The organism is Pseudomonas sp. S2_E01 (assembly GCF_054668365.1).
The window spans coordinates 4,702,787-4,718,814 of the sequence record NZ_CP162762.1 but is presented as its reverse complement, the minus strand read 5'-3'; the positions used below and the strand labels follow the sequence as shown (position 1 = coordinate 4,718,814).

Below are 16,028 nucleotides of genomic sequence, written 5' to 3'. Positions count from 1 at the left end.
AGGAGCGAGCTTGCTCGCGATGGCTCCAACAAAAATCTCAAGGCAGTGAAGCAGCCCCAGGCACCACCGACTCTCCCCCACAAGCCCCCCGCAATTGCCCCTCAAACGCCTCGACAATCGCGGCCCAGCCCTGGCGGCTTGCATGCTGGCGCGCATTGAGTCGCACACAGCGCAAGGTCTCGCGCTCTTCCAGCAACCACACCGCCGCGTCGCAAAACGCCGCTTCATCCCCCGGCATCGCCAGTACGCCGTTGTAGCCATGGCGAATGTGCTGGGCCGCTGCCGCCTGGTCATAAGCCACCACACCCAACCCCGAAGCCAGAGCCTCCAGGACCACATTGCCGAAGGTTTCGGTCAGGCTGGGAAACACGAAAACATCGCCCGATGCATAGTGGGCAGCCAGGGCTTCGCCGCGGTGCGGGCCGCAGAAAATAGCGTCGGGCAGCGCCTTCTCCAGGGCCTTGCGTTGTGGGCCGTCGCCGACGATGACCAGCTTTATTGTTCGTTGTGGATACGTCGTGGTCAGCGTGTCGATGGCGCGCTTGAGCAAACCGAGGTTTTTCTCGGCTGCCAGGCGCCCGACATGAATAACGGCAATATCCTTCTCGCCCAGGCCCCATTGTTCACGCAGTGATTGCTGGCGTTTGCTCGGGTGAAACAACTGACAATCGACCCCCCGCGAGAGCAATGCCAGTCGCTCGAAATGCCGACGCTCCAGCTCCATGCGCTGGCTGACACTTGGGACCAGGGTCAGATTCGAGCGATTGTGAAACCAGCGCAGATAATGGGTCAGCAGGCGCGTCAGCAAGCCTAGTCCATACTGGTTGGAGTACTGCTGGAAGTTGGTGTGAAAGCCGCTGACCACGGAAATTCCCAAGCGCCGTGCCGCACGCAACGCGGACAGGCCCAGTGGTCCCTCCGTGGCGATGTACAGCACGTCCGGGCGCTGGCGCGTCCAGCGTCGCAGCAGCTTGTGCATCGATGACTGGCCCCATTGCAGTCCTGGGTAGCCTGGCAGCGGCCAACCACGGCACAACAGCAATTGGTCGTCGCTGCCCAGTTGCAGATCGCAACCCTGGCGCGGCCGCACCAGCTCCACCTGGTGTCCGCGCGCGCGCAAGCCGTCGCACAAGCGACCAAGGGTGTTGGCCACTCCATTGATTTCAGGAGGGAAGGTTTCGGTGATCAGGGTGATGCGCAGAGCTGTCGTCATGACCCCAGTGTCGGCTGGGGCCATGTCGCCAGTGTGGCGATTTGATGATGGATTCGTGACGGGCTCAGCGTTGGCTCACCAGGCTTTCGGCGCCTTGCTCACGGACCCAGAACAAGGTCGCACCGGCTACGGCGGCGGGCATCATCAGCACGTTGACCACCGGAATCAGCAGCACCAGATACACAATCCCGCCGAAGCTCATGCTCTGCCAGCGTTTCTGCCGCAGCCAGGCGAGCATCTCGTTCCAGCCCAGCTTGTGGTTGTCTGCGGGGTAGTCGATGTACTGAATCGCCATCATCCACACCCCGAACAGCAGCCACAGCGGTGCAGCGATGATATTCACCACGGGCACGAACGAGAGGATGAACAAGCCGATGGCACGCGGCAGGAAGTAACCGAGCTTGCGCATTTCCCGGGCGAAGGTGCGCGGGACCATGGCGATCAGTTCGCCCCAGCTGAACGCCGGGAAATCATCGGTGCCGCGCACCACCACTTCGACCTTCTCCGCCAGGAAGCCATTGAACGGCGCGGCGATGATGTTGGCGAGCATTGTGAAGGTGAAAAACACCATCAATACCACCAGCACGACGAAAATCGGCCACAGGATGTAACTGAGAAAACTCAGCCAGTCCGGCAGGGTGGGCATCAGTGTATCGACCCACAGGCTGAATTGATGGCCGGCCAGATAGATCAATCCGACGAACAGCACCAGGTTGATGACCAATGGCAGCAATACGAAAAGCCGCAGGCTGGGACTCAAAACCAGCTTGAGCCCTTCACGCAGGTATTGCGGGCCGGACAGAACAGGGGCGGGCATATCGTGCTCCGAGAAAGGGGAAACGCGCCGACCTTACCGACTTTGCCACTTCGGCGAAAGCGCCGTTACTGGATCGACATCAGCGGTAACAAAGGTGCCTATAAACAAACGGTAACGGGATAGAGACCACCTATGAGCTGGATTGTTAAACCGTATTTCCTTAATCTTCGCCCCCTCGATACGCTGCACCCATTCTTTTACAGGACTGTTGTATTCAAGCCTTCCCCAAGTGCTTTCAATGGTCTTTTTTTATTCACGTCGGCAACCCGGCGTTCCGCGCCATGTGTTTTGGGCCGGTCAACAGGAGCAGGTCATGTCTGAAGTCCGTCATTCGCGAGTGATTATTCTCGGTTCCGGCCCTGCCGGTTACAGCGCCGCGGTCTATGCCGCCCGTGCCAACCTCAAGCCGCTGCTGATCACCGGCATGCAGGCCGGCGGTCAACTGACGACCACCACCGAAGTCGACAACTGGCCGGGCGACGTCCACGGCCTGACCGGCCCGGCTCTGATGGAGCGCATGCGCGAGCACGCCGAGCGTTTTGAGACCGAGATCGTCTTTGATCACATTAACGCGGTGGATTTTGCTTCCAAGCCTTACACCCTGACCGGCGACAGCGCGACCTACACCTGCGACGCCCTGATCATTGCCACCGGCGCCAGCGCTCGTTACCTGGGCCTGCCCTCGGAAGAAGCGTTCATGGGCAAAGGGGTTTCGGCCTGCGCGACCTGCGACGGTTTCTTCTACCGCAACAAGCCAGTGGCCGTGGTCGGTGGTGGCAACACCGCTGTAGAAGAGGCGCTGTACCTGGCCAACATTGCCAGCACCGTGACCCTGATCCACCGTCGCGATACCTTCCGCGCCGAGAAGATCCTGATCGACAAGCTCAACGCTCGCGTCGCTGAAGGCAAGATCATCCTCAAGCTCAACTCCAACCTGGATGAAGTCCTGGGCGACAACATGGGCGTGACCGGTGCCCGCCTGAAGAACAACGACGGCAGCTTTGACGAAATCAAGGTGGACGGTGTGTTCATCGCCATCGGCCACACCCCGAACACCTCGCTGTTCGAAGGCCAACTGACCTTGAAAGACGGCTACCTGGTGGTGCAGGGCGGCCGTGAAGGCAACGCCACCGCGACCAACGTCGAAGGCATCTTCGCCGCCGGTGACGTGGCTGACCACGTTTACCGCCAGGCAATCACCTCGGCCGGCGCCGGCTGCATGGCCGCACTGGACACCGAACGTTACCTCGACGGCCTGCAGAACGCTTCGTTCTAAGGGTGTTGAAATGAAAAAACCGGCTTAGGCCGGTTTTTTTGTGTCTGGTTTCCGGGTTCCCTGTAGGAGCGAGCTTGCTCGCGATCCTCGTAAACGATAACGCTGGCTGTCTGACACCCAGCGGTGCCTGTTCTTCCATCGCGAGCAAGCTCGCTCCTACAGGGCTTGGGGTGTTCACACCAGTTTCTTGAGGCACGCCTCGAAGATGTCCAGGCCCTCTTCCAGCACCGCTGGCTCTGTGGTCAGCGGCGCCAACAGGCGGATGATGTGTCGCGACTTGCCGCTGGGCATCAGCAACAAGCCAGCGTCCCGCGCCAGGGTCAGCAGTTGCGTCAGTTGTGCCGGGGCGGGTGTGCCGTCGGGGTTGGCCAGTTCGATGCCGCGCATGGCGCCGACACCGGTCAGGCGGCCCAGGTAGGGAGAGACGTTGTTGGCGCGCCAGGTTTCGTAGCGGCTGATGATCGCCTGTTCCTGCTGTAAACCCCACGCGTGCAGGTTGGCATCGGTCATTTCGTCCAGCGTCGCCAACGCCGCCGCACAGGCGATCGGGTTGCCCGAGTAAGTACCGCCAAGCCCGCCTTTGGGTAGGGTGTCGAGCAGCGCCTTGCGGCCGACCACCGCGCCCAGCGGGACGCCGCCGCCAATGCTTTTGCCGAGCAGGATCAGGTCCGGCTCGATGCCCAACCGGGGAAACGCAAAGCGTTCACCGGTGCGGCCAAACCCGGACTGGATCTCGTCGGCGATCAACAGGATGTTCTTTTCATCGCACAAACGGCGCAGCGCCTGCGCAAAATCGACGTCCAACGCGAGGAAGCCCGCTTCACCCTGCACCGGTTCGACGATGAAACAGGCCACGTCCTCGATATCGATTTCGACGCCAAAGAGTCGATCCAGGGCTTTTAGAGCCTCGGCGCAGGTGACGCCGTTGTCTTTACTCGGGAAGGGCAGGTGATATACCGGGCCGGGCAGTGCACCGACCTTCTGTTTGTAGGGCGCGACCTTGCCATTGAGGTTGAGCGTGGCGAGCGTGCGCCCGTGGAAGGCGCCGTCGAAGGCAATGACAGCGGTTCGCCCCGTCGCGCCACGGACGATCTTCAAGGCGTTCTCCGCTGCTTCCGCGCCGCTGTTGGTGAGCATGCCGCTGACCGGGTAACTCACCGGTATGAAGCCGGCCAGGCGCTCCATGAAGTCGAGGTAAGGCGTGTGGGGCGCGGCATTGAACGCGTAGTGCGTCAGCCGCGTGGCTTGCTCTCGAATGGCCTCGACGATGCGCGGGTGGCAATGGCCGAGGTTCAGTACACCGATACCGCCGACAAAGTCGATATAGCGTTTTCCATCAGTCGACCAGACCTCGGCATTTTTGCCATGGCTGAGGGTGACGGGATGAACGATGTTGATCGACTGACTGATGGATTCGCTGCTCATGGATGACCGGCTCGCAAGAAGGAGAACTTGCGTTTATCTAAGCCGCGAGCAGTGGTGTCGGGCAAACGAAATAAAGTTGCCGGGTCAATCTTAAAAGTCGGGATGTCCTTGTAGGAGCGAGCTTGCTCGCGATCAGTCGCCAATGATGACGCTGTCTGTCTGACACCCAGCGGTGTCTGTGACTCCATCGCGACGGTTCGACGCCTCGACAAGCTCGCTCCTACAGGTTAGGTTACGGCCGGGCGGGATTAACGGCGCGTCAGCGGCTGCTCGCCGAACTTCACCCCGGCCAGGCCGTGGGCGATCAGTGCGCGGATGTTGCCGTGGTCGCTGCCTTCAGGGGTGGCGACTACCGAGCGGTAGTGTTCGCCGAACGCCAGCAGCGCTTCTTCATCGCTCAGGCCTTCAAGGAGGGCCAGGCCCAGGGTCTTGCACGAGCCTTCGTTTTGCCCGGCGGCGTTTTCCACGCCACCGTTGTTGAAAGCCTGCGGCTGGTAGTCGTAGCCGGCCGCGATGAAGGCGAGGGTATCGGCGAAGACGTGTTCGCCGCTCTTGAGGCTGGCGCGCAGGGTGTTCAGGTCAGTCATGGGGTTTTCCTTTGGCGAACGCCGCCTGTTGCTCGGCGCTGGCTTCTTGCTGGTATTGGGCTTTCCACTCGGCGTATGGCATGCCGTAGACGACCTCACGTGCGTCATCGAGGGTGACTTCGATCTGGCGTTCATCGGCGGCGGCCTTGTACCACTTGGAGAGGCAGTTGCGGCAGAAACCCGAGAGGTTCATCAGGTCGATGTTCTGCACATCCTTGCGGCTGTCCAGATGGGCGACGAGCCGGCGGAAGGCGGCGGCTTCGAGTTCGAGGCGTTCTTGATCGGTCATGGAGGTCTCTTCGAGACAGCTTCGAGCGGCAAGCTTCAAGCTGCAAGATGGGTTGCGGTGAGGCGAAGTCTACAGCTTGCGGCTTGCGGCTTGAAGCTTGAAGCTTGCAGCTGCTACGCAGTAGCCCGACTCGCTGCAAGCGTAATCGACACCGACTCGGCAAAACGCAGTGCATGGGGTTTGTCGACCTCTACTTCCGCGTACAGCACCGAGGCGTTGGCCATGACCAGGTCGAGAATTTCCTGGGTCAGGCGTTCGAGCAGGGCGAAGCGATTGCCTTCGACGTGGGCGATGATCGCCTTGGTGATGGTCCGGTAATTCAGCGCATGATCGATGTCGTTGTCGCGCACGGCTTCCTGGGCGGCATACAGGATGGTCAGGTTGATCAACACATCCTGCTTGTTGAGGATTTCGTCCTCGTTGATGCCAATGTAGGTCCGCAGGCACAGGTCCTTGACCCGGATGCGTGCCATGCCTGGTTGAAGTTGTGACATTACTTCTTGCTCCGTCCAATCAATTGCAGGAACTCCTGGCGGGTGTTGCTCGACTCGCGGAAGGCGCCGAGCATTACCGAAGTGTTCATGGTCGAATTCTGTTTTTCGACGCCGCGCATCATCATGCACATGTGCTGGGCTTCGATGACCACGGCGACGCCGGCCGCGCCCGTGACTTGCAGCACCGCGTCGGCGATTTGCCGGGTGAGGTTTTCCTGGATCTGCAGGCGACGGGCGAACATGTCCACCAGCCGCGCGATCTTCGACAGGCCCAGCACCTTGCCCGTTGGAATATAAGCCACATGTGCCTTGCCGATGAAGGGCAGCATGTGATGTTCGCAGAGCGAGTACAACTCAATGTTGTCGACGATCACCATTTCATCGCTGTCGGAAGCGAACAACGCGCCGTTGACGACTTCCTCGACAGTCTGTCCATAGCCGTGACACAGGTACTGCATGGCCTTGGCCGCGCGCATCGGGGTGTCGAGCAAACCCTCGCGCTCGGGGTTTTCCCCCAGGCCGATGAGGATGTCGCGATAGCTCTGGGACAGGGCATTGTGGTGCAGGGATAACATCATGGATGATCCTCGCGGGGTCGCCTACTTGAGGTGCCGTCCGCCGTTGACGGTCAGGGTGGTGCCGGTGACATAAGAGTTGTCGAGCAGGTAACGCAAGCTCTGGTAGATCACTTCGCCGCCGGGTTCGATGCCCAGCGCGGACTTGGCGAGCGCCTTGGCGCGATACGTTGCGTCGTCATGCGCATTGAACATTAGCAGGGCCGGGGCGATGCCGTTGACCTTGATGGCGGGCGCATACCTGGCGGCGAAGGACAGGGTCAGGCTGTCGAGCCCGGCCTTGCTCGCGCAATAGCCAATGTGTCGGCTGCTGCCCTTGCGCGTGACGTCATCGCTGATGTGCACGATATCGGCAGGCTGTGACCGGTGCAGCAGGTCAGCGCAATGCAGGTTGATCAGGTAGGGCGCCAGCATGTGCACGCTGAACATTCGGCTGAAGGCTGCGGCGTCCGTGTCCGGCGATTCAGCCAGCCACTCGGAGGCATTGTGGATGATCGCGCGCAGGCTATCGGTGTGTGTCTTCAGTTCGTGGATAAAGGCTAGGATACCGGCTTCGCTGGACAGGTCGGCGAACAGCGCTGTTGCGCCCAGGTCGCGCAAGACCTGCACGCCGGGGCGTTCGGTTCGGTAACTGAAAATCACCGCGCGCCCGTCTTCCAGTAGCCGCTGCGCACAGTGCAGGCCGACGCGCTGGGCAGCGCCGGTGATGAGGATCGGGGCGGAGGAAGAAGTCATGAACGGCTCGCGTCGCGGTGAGAGCAAAACTATACCAGCGCAACGCGGGATCTACCGAACTCCTGTAGGCGCGAGTCAACGAGCCTCGGCGGCCGAGCGGCGGATGGGTGTCGCGTTCAACCACCCCGCCAACAATCGCGTCGACAGCGGAATGAAGAAATAGACCATCAACGGCGTCAGGCACAGGGTGCTCAACAATACTCGCGGCAACAGGGGTAATCCCCCCAGCAGCGGCCCGAGGACGAAGTTGAACAGCAACGACACTGGAAAAAACGCCAGCCAGATTGCGACGGCCTGCTTCCAGCGAGGTGGGCGTGCGCCAGTGGTGCCAAACCAGCCTTCAATGCCGCTCACTCGATGCTCGGTTTTATGCGCAAACAGGTCGCTGCCACGGGCCAGCCACGCGGTACGCGATGCGGAGTGCTCCCACGCGTGCATGGTCTGTTCGTTGGCAAAGCGGAAAATGATCTGGAATTCATCGCCTCCAGGCGGTGGGGCGAGCACACCGGAGCCGAGATAACCCTGGAAATCGGTGGCCAGTTGTTCGCCTTCGCGCAACCAGGTCATGAGGTCCTGGTAGCGTCCATTGGCAACACGGCGCGCGACCATCAGCGTGACGGGGGAGGTAGTCATTGTGTAACTCCAGATTTTTAACGCGTCACTCCGGGTAGGAGTTTCGCCAGGCACAGCGCCGGGGTGGTGGGCTGCGTCTTGGTACAAGCAAGGAATGCGCCGGATTCTACAGGTATCTGCTGACTGCCGTGATTGATCTATACCTTGAATGAAGGAGGGGTAGACGAGTTAATATAGGATCCAATTTGCACGAAAGGGTTGACTGCCCAATGCCTGTTTCGATTGACGATGACACTGGTTCACCTACCGCCGCTTCCATCGAAAAGGAAGATCTGTTCCCAATTCGCGAGGTGTCACGGCTGACGGGCGTCAATCCGGTCACGCTGCGCGCCTGGGAGCGGCGCTATGGCCTGCTCCAGCCAACACGCACCGAAAGCGGGCATCGGTTGTACGCGCTCGCCGATATCGAGCGGGTCCACAGCATTCTCGGCTGGCTCGACCGTGGCGTCGCCGTCAGCAAGGTCGGCAAGATCCTGGCCAAGGCCGCGCCGCTTCAGGCGCTTTCGCACATCATCCCCAACGAACTGGTACAAGCCGACTACGCGCAATGGCAGCAACAGGTGCACGCGGCCGTCAGCGCCTTCGACGATATTCAGCTGGATCAGGTCTACGGACAGATTTTCTCCAGTTATTCCCAGGCGGTGGTTTTCCAGGACATTCTGATACCGCTCTGGAAACAGTTGCTGCAACGCCAGGATCAGTTCGGACAAACCAGCGAGTGGCTGTTCTACGACGGCTATTTGCGCACACGGGTCCTGCAGCGCTTGCTGCTGATGCGCAGCTCACCCCGTCGGGTGATCATCAGCGCCCTGGCCGGCCAGTGCCGTGAGCTTGAATTGCTCATCGCTGCGCTGTTCCTGAGCGGCAATGACATGGGGGTGCGGCTGCTGACAATTGGTCAGCCGCTGGATGAGCTGACGCTGGTGTGCGAAAAAATAAAGCCAGAGGCGTTGGTGCTCTTTTCCAATCACGTCCCCGCGCCCGACTTGCCTCGACGGCTTAATCGGCTGGCCATGAGCCTGGATTGTCGCTTGATGCTCGCCGGTGATGCGTCTGACCTGGCGGAGGAAAGCCTTGCCGGCTCCTCCATCGGCTGCCTGGGCAACGAGGGCATGGAAATGCGTCAGCGCCTGAGGCAGTTCCTGGCAGGTAGCCTGGACACCTGAATCAGAGGTGCAGGGTGGGGTGGGTCAACCGGTGCTGCTGAAGGATGAACTGGCGCAAACGTTCGGTTTCGTCCGTGTCGCTCTGGCTCAGTTGATAGGCGTAGAAGCCATTCTCGGCCTCTTTTTCGAACGTGCCACGCATCGCAATGCGTTCATAGCCTGACGGGCTGAACCACAGCGCAAAATGCTTGGGCGGTTTGGTCTTGTTGCGGACTTCCAGCAGGACGCCCTTGAATGAAACCTCGTGCACCCACATCGTTCCGGGCTGGCCACTGGCGTTCTCAAGGGCGACCGGCTCTTCGAGGACCAGGCGCCATGGCCGTACCGATGGCCCGTCCTCGTAGATGCTGGGAACACCGAGGCGCAGATGCAACGCATGAAACTCGTCTTCCACCAGATGCAGCGGGAAGGTCATCTGCTGGTTTTCGAAATTGGCCTGGATGGTGACTTGCTCATGCGCAGCCAGGCGCGTGAGCAGGTCACGGATTTGCGAACCGCCGTTGACGAGCAGGCTCGACGTCGCATCCCGCACGTTGAGTTGCGGGTTGTGTTGCATGGACTGGATGTAATCCAGTTCGTCCTGGGTCAGGAGTGCGTCACGGTGCATGATCTGCTCGAAATAAAAAGTTACGAAGGCATCGGTGATTGTAGTTAATGACAATCGATTCTTTATTTTGTTTTAGCCGTTCGTCGCTTTTAGCTCAGCAAGCTCCTTTTGCAGCTGCGCAACTTGCTCCTCCAACTGCGCAACCCGCTGCTGAGCCTTGACCTGAACGGTCACGTCTTTCTGCACGCCCACGAAATAGGTTTGGCCATCGCTCGGGTTTTTCACCGTGGTCAGCGACAGTTCATTCCAGAAGGGGGTGCCGTCCTTGCGGTAGTTGCGCAGGACTTCGCGGCAGGAACCGTCTCCCTTCAACGTCTCGCGGATCAAGGCCAGCGGTGCCTGGTCGCGATCGCCCGATTGCAGGAAGCGGCAGTCCTGATAGAGGATTTCTTCGCTGCTGTAGCCGGTCAGGCGTTCGAATGCCGGATTCACGTAGATCAGGATATTGTCGTGCTCGCCTTCTCTCTCGGCAATCACGATGCCGTCGCGGGACGCGTTGATCACCATTTGCAGCAGCTGGGCATTGATCATTTAAAGTTGTCTTCCTTGTTGATAGTCCGTCTCAAGTCTAAAAGAACATTCGGGACCGTGCTGTTAATATCCCGGTCTTTTATCCAGTTTCAGGATCAGATTGATGAAAGTCGCCATCCTTTCCGGCTCGGTGTACGGCACTGCCGAAGAAGTCGCCCGTCATGCCGCGCATCTGTTGAAAGCTGCGGGCTTCGACGTTTTCCACAACCCTCGTGCGAGCTTCGCCGACATCCAGGCCTTTGGCGCTGATGCCTTCCTGGCGGTGACTTCAACCACAGGCATGGGTGAATTACCGGACAACCTGCAACCGCTGTACTTCGCCATCCGCGATCAGTTGCCGGCCGCCTGGCGTGGTTTGCCGGGAGCTGTGATCGGCTTGGGCGACGCGAGTTATGGCGACACGTTCTGTGGCGGCGGCGAATTGATGCGCGAGTTACTGGGCGAAATGGGCGTGCGCGAAGTGGTCCCGATGCTGCGCCTGGACGCCAGCGAAAGCGTGACGCCGGAAACCGATGCCGAGCCCTGGCTGGCGGAGCTGATCAGCGCTCTGCGCGACTGACCGGGCGCTCGCGCAACAGCGCCAGCCAGGCTTGGGCGGCTTTGGACAAATAAGCACCCTGGCGCCAGATGAACGCGATGTCCCAGCGCAGGTAATCGGGTGCGTTCAAGGCCAGGCGCACCACGCCTGGCCGCTCCAGCCCACGCGCCACGACTCGCGGCAACAGGACCACGCCTTGCCCGGCCGCCACCAGCGCGGCCAGAAAATCCGCCTGGCCACTGCGCCCGCCTTCCTTTGGCGTAAACCCCGCCTGCTGGCAGGCTTGCAGCACGCGGTCATTGAGCACGAAGCTGCGCTGATAGAGCAGGAAGGGTGTTTCAGCCAATTCTTCCAGGTCGATAACGGACTTCTTCGCCAAGGGATGTTCGCTGGGCAGCAAGGCATCCAGCGGCTCGTCGCAAAACGGTTGAAAGGCGAACTGCGGGTCTTTGGTCAGCAGCCCTCCGCCCAGTTCCAGCTCACCGCTCAAAACGCCTTGCTCAATGTTCAGGCTTCCGCCCTCGAGCAAATGGATGCTGATGTTGGGGTAGCGTCGCCGGTACTCGGCAAACAAGCCCGCAAACAGCGCGTCACTGCCCAATAGAGGCAACCCCAGGCGTAACTCGCCACGGGCCAGATGGCTCAGGTCATCCAGTTCGCTGAGCAATTCATTGTGCAGGCGCAGCATACCTTCGGCGCGCTGCAGCACCACTTTGCCAGCTGCAGTCAGACGCAGTTGCGAACCCAGGCGCTCCAGCAAGGGCGTTCCCAGGCTCTGCTCGAGTTGGGCAACCTGTTTGCTGACGGCCGATTGACTGATGTGCAAGGTCTTGGCGGCTTGGGTAAACCCCCCTTGGTGCATGACCTCGACAAAGCTTCGCAGATGCCTGAATTCCATTACGTAATTCCAATGTGGAATGGCACCGAGTCTAACAATTCGCTTTAGGGATAGCAGCCCGCTCCGTAAAATGAACGGGCGAGGAATGACGACATGAAAGCATCTACCCTGAAATACCTGGGCCGCCTGGCCACCGAGCTGGCCGTGTTGTTGGCCATTTATCTGCTCGGCTGCCAGTTGGCGGCCTGGTCAGGCTGGCCGATTCCCGGTGGTGTCATCGGCATGGCGCTGTTGCTGCTGGCGTTCGCGCTCGGGCTGCTCAAGCCGGCCACGTTACAGAAGGGCGCAGGCCTGCTGATGGCCGAGATGTTGCTGTTTTTCATCCCGGCATTGATGAGCCTGCTCGATTACGGTGGCTTGTTACGTGATGAAGGCTGGCGGATTCTTCTGGTGATCGGTGTCAGCACCTTGATGGTGATGCTGGTCACGGCGTTCACGGTGGAACTGGTCGTGCGGTGGAGCAAGCCCAGTGAAACTTGAATGGATGCCGATGTTCTGGCTGGCCTTCACCTTGCTGGCCTATGGGTTCAGTCGCTGGGTCTATTCGCGCACGGGCCGCTACCTGCTGTCTCCACTGATTTTGGTCCCGGCCCTGCTGCTGGCACTCGCCATACCGTTGCACACCGCCTATGCCGAATACTCCAGCAACACCCACTGGCTGATGCTGTACTCGGCCCGGTGACCGTCGCTTTCGCCGTGCCGATCTGGCAGCAGCGGCAACTGTTGATGCGCCATTGGTCGGCTCTCCTGCTCGGCATGCTGGCCGGAAGCGCTGCCTCCATCGGCAGCTCGTTCGGTCTTGCCAAGGCGCTGGCGCTGGACAGTTCGGTGACGATGTCGCTGCTGCCGCGCTCCATCACCACGCCCTTCGCCATGCCGCTGGCTCACGACCTGGGCGGCGTGCCGGAGCTGACGGCCGTGTTCGTCATGTTCACCGGCGTGTTCGGCGCCATGCTGGGCGGCATCCTGCTCAAGTGGCTGCCCTTGCGCAGCGCGCTGGCTCGTGGGGCCTTGTTCGGAGTTGGCGCGCACGGCGCCGGGGTCAGTCGGGCCCATGAAGTCGGGGGTGAGGAGGGCTCGGTGGCGGGGCTGGTGATGGTGCTGACTGGACTGTTGAACCTGTTCGCTGCGCCGTTGCTGGCGGCGGTCCTTTGACATGGATCCATTCCCATCCGTTAACTGACTCGTTCGGTCATCAAGCTGGCTGCCAATGCAACTACTACCCAACGACTATCTGACTAGACTGGTTCACGTGAGCAGAACAATAAGAACAGGAGTTCCTTGCCGTGAGCGTAGCCCCCGTCCAATCGCCCCACAGTGTCAAAGATCAGGTCAGTGCCGCCGAGTGGCAGGCCCGTGTCGATCTGGCTGCCTGTTACCGTTTGGTCGCACTGCATGGCTGGGACGATCTGATCTTCACCCACATTTCCGCCAAGGTGCCTGGCACCGAAGACTTCCTGATCAACCCGTTCGGGCTGATGTTCCACGAGATCACCGCGTCGAGCCTGGTCAAGGTCGATCAGGCGGGCAACAAGCTGATGGACAGCCCTTACGACATCAACCCGGCGGGTTACACCATCCACAGCGCCGTGCATGAAGTCCGTCACGATGTGGCCTGTGTGCTGCATACCCACACGGCGTCAGGCGTGGCGGTGTCGGCGCAGAAACAAGGCATCCTGCCGATCAGCCAGCAGTCGTTGTTCGTTCTTTCCAGCCTGGCCTATCACGCCTATGAAGGGGTTGCGCTGAACCCTGAAGAGAAGGCGCGCCTGCAGGCCGATCTCGGTGAAAACAATTTCCTGATGCTGCACAACCACGGCCTGCTGACCTGTGGCGGCACCATCGCCGATACGTTCCTGATGATGTTCATCTTCCAGCGCACCTGCGACATCCAGGTCATGGCCTCGAGCGGTGGCGCCGAACTGATCGCCATCGAGCCGCAGATTCTGGCAGGTGCCAGGGCAATGATCGCCGGCGTCACCAAAAGTGCTCAAGGGATGGGCGGCACCCTGGCCTGGCCAGCGCTGCTGCGCAAACTCGATCAACAAGACACGGGATACAAACTCTGATGCCTCTTGCCGAGATTCCTCTGAGTGCCTGGCGCAAACGCGGCCAGTCCTTTGTGTTCCAAGGCCAGACCGTACGTTACTGGACGGCGGGGCAGGGGGAGCCGCTGCTGCTGATCCATGGTTTCCCGACCGCGAGTTGGGACTGGCATTACCTGTGGCAACCGCTGTCGCAGCGCTATCGCCTGATCGCCTGCGATATGCTCGGTTTCGGCGATTCGGCCAAGCCGCTGAACCACGAGTACAGCCTGCTCGAACAGGCCGATCTGCAACAGGCATTGCTGGAACACTTGAAGGTCCAGCAACCGGTGCACGTGCTGGCCCACGATTACGGTGACAGCGTGGCTCAGGAGTTGCTGGCACGGCATTACGAAGCACGGTTTCACCTGGCCAGTTGCGTGTTTCTGAACGGCGGCCTGTTTCCGGAAACCCATCGCCCGGTGCTGATGCAGAAGCTATTACTCAGTCCGTTGGGCTGGATGATCGGCCGGGCGTTCTCGCGCGATGCGCTGGTGAAGAGTTTCCGCCAGATTTTCGGGCCTCAGACCCGGCCGAGTGAAAGTGAGCTCGATGACTTCTGGAGCCTGGTGGAGAGCAATCGCGGCCCTCGCATCCTGCACAAGTTGATCAGCTACATTCCCGAACGACGCGTTCAGCGCGACCGCTGGGTCAGTGCGATGCAGCGTGGCGAGGTGCCGTTGCGCGTCATCGATGGTGAGGTCGACCCGATTTCCGGCGCGCACATGGTCCAGCGCTATCGCCAACTGATCCCCAACCCCGATACGGTTTTACTGCCCGGAATCGGCCATTACCCGCAGAGTGAGGCTCCAGGGCAAGTGCTGGAACACTACCTGGCATTTCGCGATCGGCTGACACCGACGGTGTTGAAGGTCGCGTCTCTGTAGGCGCTAGCTTGCTGGCGATGGTGGTTAACGATAACGCTGGCGTCCTGCTGCCCCGCGTTGTCTGCGCCACCATCGCGAGCATGCTCGCTCCTACGGGGAAAAGGGCGACCGTGCATCATCCTCAGGCCTTATCACCTACCATTCAGCCTTGCCCCAGATCATTGTGGCGCGCACTCGCATGTCAGACACTCGGACTCATAGTCCCTGGCCTGCTGGAGTCCCGTAATGAACGAGTCTGTGCGCTTCGAAGATAAAGTCGTGATCATCACCGGGGCCGGCGGTGGCCTGGGGCGTGCCCACGCACTGTTGTTCGCGAAGCAGGGGGCCAAAGTGCTGGTCAACGACCTTGGCGGATCGACCCAGGGCGAAGGTGCGAACGCTTCGGCGGCAGACCGGGTGGTGGCCGAGATTCGTGAAGCGGGCGGCATTGCCGAGGCCAACCACGACTCTGTCACCGACGGCGAAAAAATCGTCCAGAACGCCCTCGATACCTTCGGCCGAGTCGACGTGGTGGTCAACAACGCCGGGATCCTGCGCGACAAAACGTTTCACAAAATGGACGATGCCGACTGGGACCTGGTTTACCGCGTCCACGTCGAAGGCGCCTACAAAGTCACCCGCGCCGCGTGGCCACACCTGCGCGAGCAAAACTACGGTCGGGTGATCTTCACCGCCTCGACTTCGGGCATCTACGGCAACTTCGGCCAGTCCAACTACGGTATGGCCAAACTGGGTCTCTACGGCCTGACCCGGACCCTGGCTCTCGAAGGCCGTAAAAACAATATCCTGGTCAATGCCATTGCCCCTACCGGCGGCACCCGCATGACCGAGGGACTGATTCCGCCGCAGGTATTCGAACAGCTCAAGCCGGAACTGGTCAGCCCGCTGGTGGTGTACCTCGCCAGCGAGAACTGCCAGGAAACCTCCGGGCTGTTCGAAGTGGGTGGCGGCTGGATGGGCAAGGTGCGTTGGGAGCGCAGCCTCGGTGCCGGTTTCGATCCGCGAACCGGGTTCACACCCGAAGACGTGGCCGCGCACTGGCAGCAGATCTGCGACTTCGAAGGTGCAGCGCATCCGAAGGACAACATCGAGGCGCTGAAGGAAATGATGAGCAATTTGCAGCGCTACGCCATCTAAAATCCCACACCCGAACCCTGTAGGAGCGAGCTTGTCGAGGCGTCGAACCGTCGCGATGGTCGCTAACGATAACGCGGGCTGTCTGAATGCCAGCGGTGTCTGGACGTTCATCGCGAGCATGCTCGCTCCTACAGGG

At 60.6% G+C, this 16,028-nt stretch carries 19 protein-coding genes and 1 pseudogene; 8 read left to right on the top strand and 12 right to left on the bottom strand.

All coding sequences use genetic code 11. The features are described from left to right. Positions 1–37: 37 nt before the first annotated feature. Together AB4O36_RS21965 and cysZ are read right to left on the bottom strand one after the other, a co-directional pair. Entirely contained in the window at positions 38–1,237 is a 1,200-nt protein-coding gene (locus AB4O36_RS21965) for a glycosyltransferase family 4 protein (RefSeq protein WP_460140266.1), read from the bottom strand. Between the two features lie 40 nt (positions 1,238–1,277). After that, a complete protein-coding gene (gene cysZ / locus AB4O36_RS21960) occupies positions 1,278–2,030 on the bottom strand; it encodes a sulfate transporter CysZ (RefSeq protein ID WP_460118029.1) in 753 nt (250 codons plus the stop codon). 313 nt (positions 2,031–2,343) lie between these two features. Here cysZ and trxB point away from each other — a divergent pair, with 313 nt between their 5' ends. After that, positions 2,344–3,306 carry a thioredoxin-disulfide reductase gene (gene trxB / locus AB4O36_RS21955; RefSeq protein ID WP_460118026.1) on the top strand — a complete coding sequence of 321 codons (963 nt, stop codon included), beginning with the start codon at positions 2,344–2,346 and terminating at the stop codon, positions 3,304–3,306. Between the two features lie 174 nt (positions 3,307–3,480). Here the strand turns inward: trxB and AB4O36_RS21950 are convergent, their stop codons facing one another. The 7 genes from AB4O36_RS21950 to AB4O36_RS21920 form a co-directional block, all read right to left on the bottom strand. Next, on the bottom strand, positions 3,481–4,731 hold the full coding sequence (locus AB4O36_RS21950; RefSeq protein WP_460118023.1) for a 2-aminoadipate transaminase: 1,251 nt from the start codon (positions 4,729–4,731) through the stop codon (positions 3,481–3,483). A gap of 248 nt (positions 4,732–4,979) precedes the next feature. Continuing rightward, entirely contained in the window at positions 4,980–5,318 is a 339-nt protein-coding gene (locus AB4O36_RS21945; RefSeq protein WP_460118021.1) for a HopJ type III effector protein, read from the bottom strand. Next, positions 5,311–5,607 carry a DUF1244 domain-containing protein gene (locus tag AB4O36_RS21940; RefSeq protein ID WP_460140265.1) on the bottom strand — a complete coding sequence of 99 codons (297 nt, stop codon included), beginning with the start codon at positions 5,605–5,607 and terminating at the stop codon, positions 5,311–5,313. The genes AB4O36_RS21945 and AB4O36_RS21940 overlap by 8 nt, the downstream gene beginning before the upstream one ends. 113 nt (positions 5,608–5,720) lie before the next feature. Further along, a complete protein-coding gene (gene folX, locus AB4O36_RS21935; RefSeq protein ID WP_460118015.1) occupies positions 5,721–6,101 on the bottom strand; it encodes a dihydroneopterin triphosphate 2'-epimerase in 381 nt (126 codons plus the stop codon). Further along, complete coding sequence (gene folE / locus AB4O36_RS21930; RefSeq protein ID WP_460118012.1) at positions 6,101–6,679, bottom strand: GTP cyclohydrolase I FolE; 579 nt, start codon at positions 6,677–6,679, stop codon at positions 6,101–6,103. Before folE ends, folX begins: the two co-directional genes overlap by 1 nt. Before the next feature lie 21 nt (positions 6,680–6,700). Next, positions 6,701–7,411 carry a dihydromonapterin reductase gene (gene folM / locus AB4O36_RS21925; protein WP_460140264.1) on the bottom strand — a complete coding sequence of 237 codons (711 nt, stop codon included), beginning with the start codon at positions 7,409–7,411 and terminating at the stop codon, positions 6,701–6,703. Positions 7,412–7,486: 75 nt separating this feature from the next. Then, on the bottom strand, positions 7,487–8,044 hold the full coding sequence (locus AB4O36_RS21920) for an antibiotic biosynthesis monooxygenase (protein WP_460118007.1): 558 nt from the start codon (positions 8,042–8,044) through the stop codon (positions 7,487–7,489). 209 nt (positions 8,045–8,253) lie between these two features. Here AB4O36_RS21920 and AB4O36_RS21915 point away from each other — a divergent pair, with 209 nt between their 5' ends. Next, the gene (locus AB4O36_RS21915; protein ID WP_460140263.1) at positions 8,254–9,210 is read left to right on the top strand and encodes a MerR family transcriptional regulator; all 957 of its coding nucleotides are present in this window, start codon (positions 8,254–8,256) and stop codon (positions 9,208–9,210) included. A gap of 1 nt (position 9,211) precedes the next feature. Here AB4O36_RS21915 and AB4O36_RS21910 read toward each other — a convergent pair whose 3' ends face one another. Together AB4O36_RS21910 and AB4O36_RS21905 are read right to left on the bottom strand one after the other, a co-directional pair. After that, the gene (locus AB4O36_RS21910) at positions 9,212–9,817 is read right to left on the bottom strand and encodes a hypothetical protein (RefSeq protein WP_460118001.1); all 606 of its coding nucleotides are present in this window, start codon (positions 9,815–9,817) and stop codon (positions 9,212–9,214) included. A gap of 72 nt (positions 9,818–9,889) precedes the next feature. Continuing rightward, a complete protein-coding gene (locus AB4O36_RS21905) occupies positions 9,890–10,348 on the bottom strand; it encodes a PAS domain-containing protein (protein WP_460140262.1) in 459 nt (152 codons plus the stop codon). Positions 10,349–10,451: 103 nt separating this feature from the next. Here AB4O36_RS21905 and AB4O36_RS21900 point away from each other — a divergent pair, with 103 nt between their 5' ends. Next, positions 10,452–10,907, top strand: coding sequence for a flavodoxin (locus tag AB4O36_RS21900; protein ID WP_460140261.1), 456 nt, complete (start codon positions 10,452–10,454; stop codon positions 10,905–10,907). Here AB4O36_RS21900 and AB4O36_RS21895 read toward each other — a convergent pair. Next, the gene (locus tag AB4O36_RS21895) at positions 10,888–11,784 is read right to left on the bottom strand and encodes a LysR family transcriptional regulator (protein WP_460117992.1); all 897 of its coding nucleotides are present in this window, start codon (positions 11,782–11,784) and stop codon (positions 10,888–10,890) included. The genes AB4O36_RS21900 and AB4O36_RS21895 overlap by 20 nt on opposite strands. 93 nt (positions 11,785–11,877) lie before the next feature. Between AB4O36_RS21895 and AB4O36_RS21890 the strand changes: the two genes are divergently transcribed. From AB4O36_RS21890 to AB4O36_RS21870, 5 genes and pseudogenes are all read left to right on the top strand, one after another. Next, positions 11,878–12,264, top strand: coding sequence for a CidA/LrgA family protein (locus AB4O36_RS21890; RefSeq protein ID WP_460117990.1), 387 nt, complete (start codon positions 11,878–11,880; stop codon positions 12,262–12,264). Beyond that, positions 12,254–12,939 (top strand): annotated as a pseudogene (locus AB4O36_RS21885) (LrgB family protein). The gene AB4O36_RS21890 and the pseudogene AB4O36_RS21885 overlap by 11 nt, the downstream one beginning before the upstream one ends. A gap of 131 nt (positions 12,940–13,070) precedes the next feature. Continuing rightward, positions 13,071–13,853 carry a class II aldolase/adducin family protein gene (locus tag AB4O36_RS21880; protein ID WP_460117985.1) on the top strand — a complete coding sequence of 261 codons (783 nt, stop codon included), beginning with the start codon at positions 13,071–13,073 and terminating at the stop codon, positions 13,851–13,853. Beyond that, positions 13,853–14,755 carry an alpha/beta fold hydrolase gene (locus AB4O36_RS21875; protein ID WP_460117982.1) on the top strand — a complete coding sequence of 301 codons (903 nt, stop codon included), beginning with the start codon at positions 13,853–13,855 and terminating at the stop codon, positions 14,753–14,755. The genes AB4O36_RS21880 and AB4O36_RS21875 overlap by 1 nt, the downstream gene beginning before the upstream one ends. Before the next feature lie 225 nt (positions 14,756–14,980). Beyond that, entirely contained in the window at positions 14,981–15,892 is a 912-nt protein-coding gene (locus tag AB4O36_RS21870) for an SDR family oxidoreductase (RefSeq protein ID WP_460140260.1), read from the top strand. The last annotated feature ends 136 nt before the right edge of the window (positions 15,893–16,028 follow it).

What these genes read in the sequence shown, in the direction of transcription:
- AB4O36_RS21965 (WP_460140266.1), bottom strand. Translation starts at nt 1,237, where the DNA reads ATGGCCCCAGCCGACACTGGGGTCATGACGACAGCTCTGCGCATCACC.
- cysZ (WP_460118029.1), bottom strand. Translation starts at nt 2,030, where the DNA reads ATGCCCGCCCCTGTTCTGTCCGGCCCGCAATACCTGCGTGAAGGGCTC.
- trxB (WP_460118026.1), top strand. Translation starts at nt 2,344, where the DNA reads ATGTCTGAAGTCCGTCATTCGCGAGTGATTATTCTCGGTTCCGGCCCT.
- AB4O36_RS21950 (WP_460118023.1), bottom strand. Translation starts at nt 4,731, where the DNA reads ATGAGCAGCGAATCCATCAGTCAGTCGATCAACATCGTTCATCCCGTC.
- AB4O36_RS21945 (WP_460118021.1), bottom strand. Translation starts at nt 5,318, where the DNA reads ATGACTGACCTGAACACCCTGCGCGCCAGCCTCAAGAGCGGCGAACAC.
- AB4O36_RS21940 (WP_460140265.1), bottom strand. Translation starts at nt 5,607, where the DNA reads ATGACCGATCAAGAACGCCTCGAACTCGAAGCCGCCGCCTTCCGCCGG.
- folX (WP_460118015.1), bottom strand. Translation starts at nt 6,101, where the DNA reads ATGTCACAACTTCAACCAGGCATGGCACGCATCCGGGTCAAGGACCTG.
- folE (WP_460118012.1), bottom strand. Translation starts at nt 6,679, where the DNA reads ATGATGTTATCCCTGCACCACAATGCCCTGTCCCAGAGCTATCGCGAC.
- folM (WP_460140264.1), bottom strand. Translation starts at nt 7,411, where the DNA reads ATGACTTCTTCCTCCGCCCCGATCCTCATCACCGGCGCTGCCCAGCGC.
- AB4O36_RS21920 (WP_460118007.1), bottom strand. Translation starts at nt 8,044, where the DNA reads ATGACTACCTCCCCCGTCACGCTGATGGTCGCGCGCCGTGTTGCCAAT.
- AB4O36_RS21915 (WP_460140263.1), top strand. Translation starts at nt 8,254, where the DNA reads ATGCCTGTTTCGATTGACGATGACACTGGTTCACCTACCGCCGCTTCC.
- AB4O36_RS21910 (WP_460118001.1), bottom strand. Translation starts at nt 9,817, where the DNA reads ATGCACCGTGACGCACTCCTGACCCAGGACGAACTGGATTACATCCAG.
- AB4O36_RS21905 (WP_460140262.1), bottom strand. Translation starts at nt 10,348, where the DNA reads ATGATCAATGCCCAGCTGCTGCAAATGGTGATCAACGCGTCCCGCGAC.
- AB4O36_RS21900 (WP_460140261.1), top strand. Translation starts at nt 10,452, where the DNA reads ATGAAAGTCGCCATCCTTTCCGGCTCGGTGTACGGCACTGCCGAAGAA.
- AB4O36_RS21895 (WP_460117992.1), bottom strand. Translation starts at nt 11,784, where the DNA reads ATGGAATTCAGGCATCTGCGAAGCTTTGTCGAGGTCATGCACCAAGGG.
- AB4O36_RS21890 (WP_460117990.1), top strand. Translation starts at nt 11,878, where the DNA reads ATGAAAGCATCTACCCTGAAATACCTGGGCCGCCTGGCCACCGAGCTG.
- AB4O36_RS21875 (WP_460117982.1), top strand. Translation starts at nt 13,853, where the DNA reads ATGCCTCTTGCCGAGATTCCTCTGAGTGCCTGGCGCAAACGCGGCCAG.
- AB4O36_RS21870 (WP_460140260.1), top strand. Translation starts at nt 14,981, where the DNA reads ATGAACGAGTCTGTGCGCTTCGAAGATAAAGTCGTGATCATCACCGGG.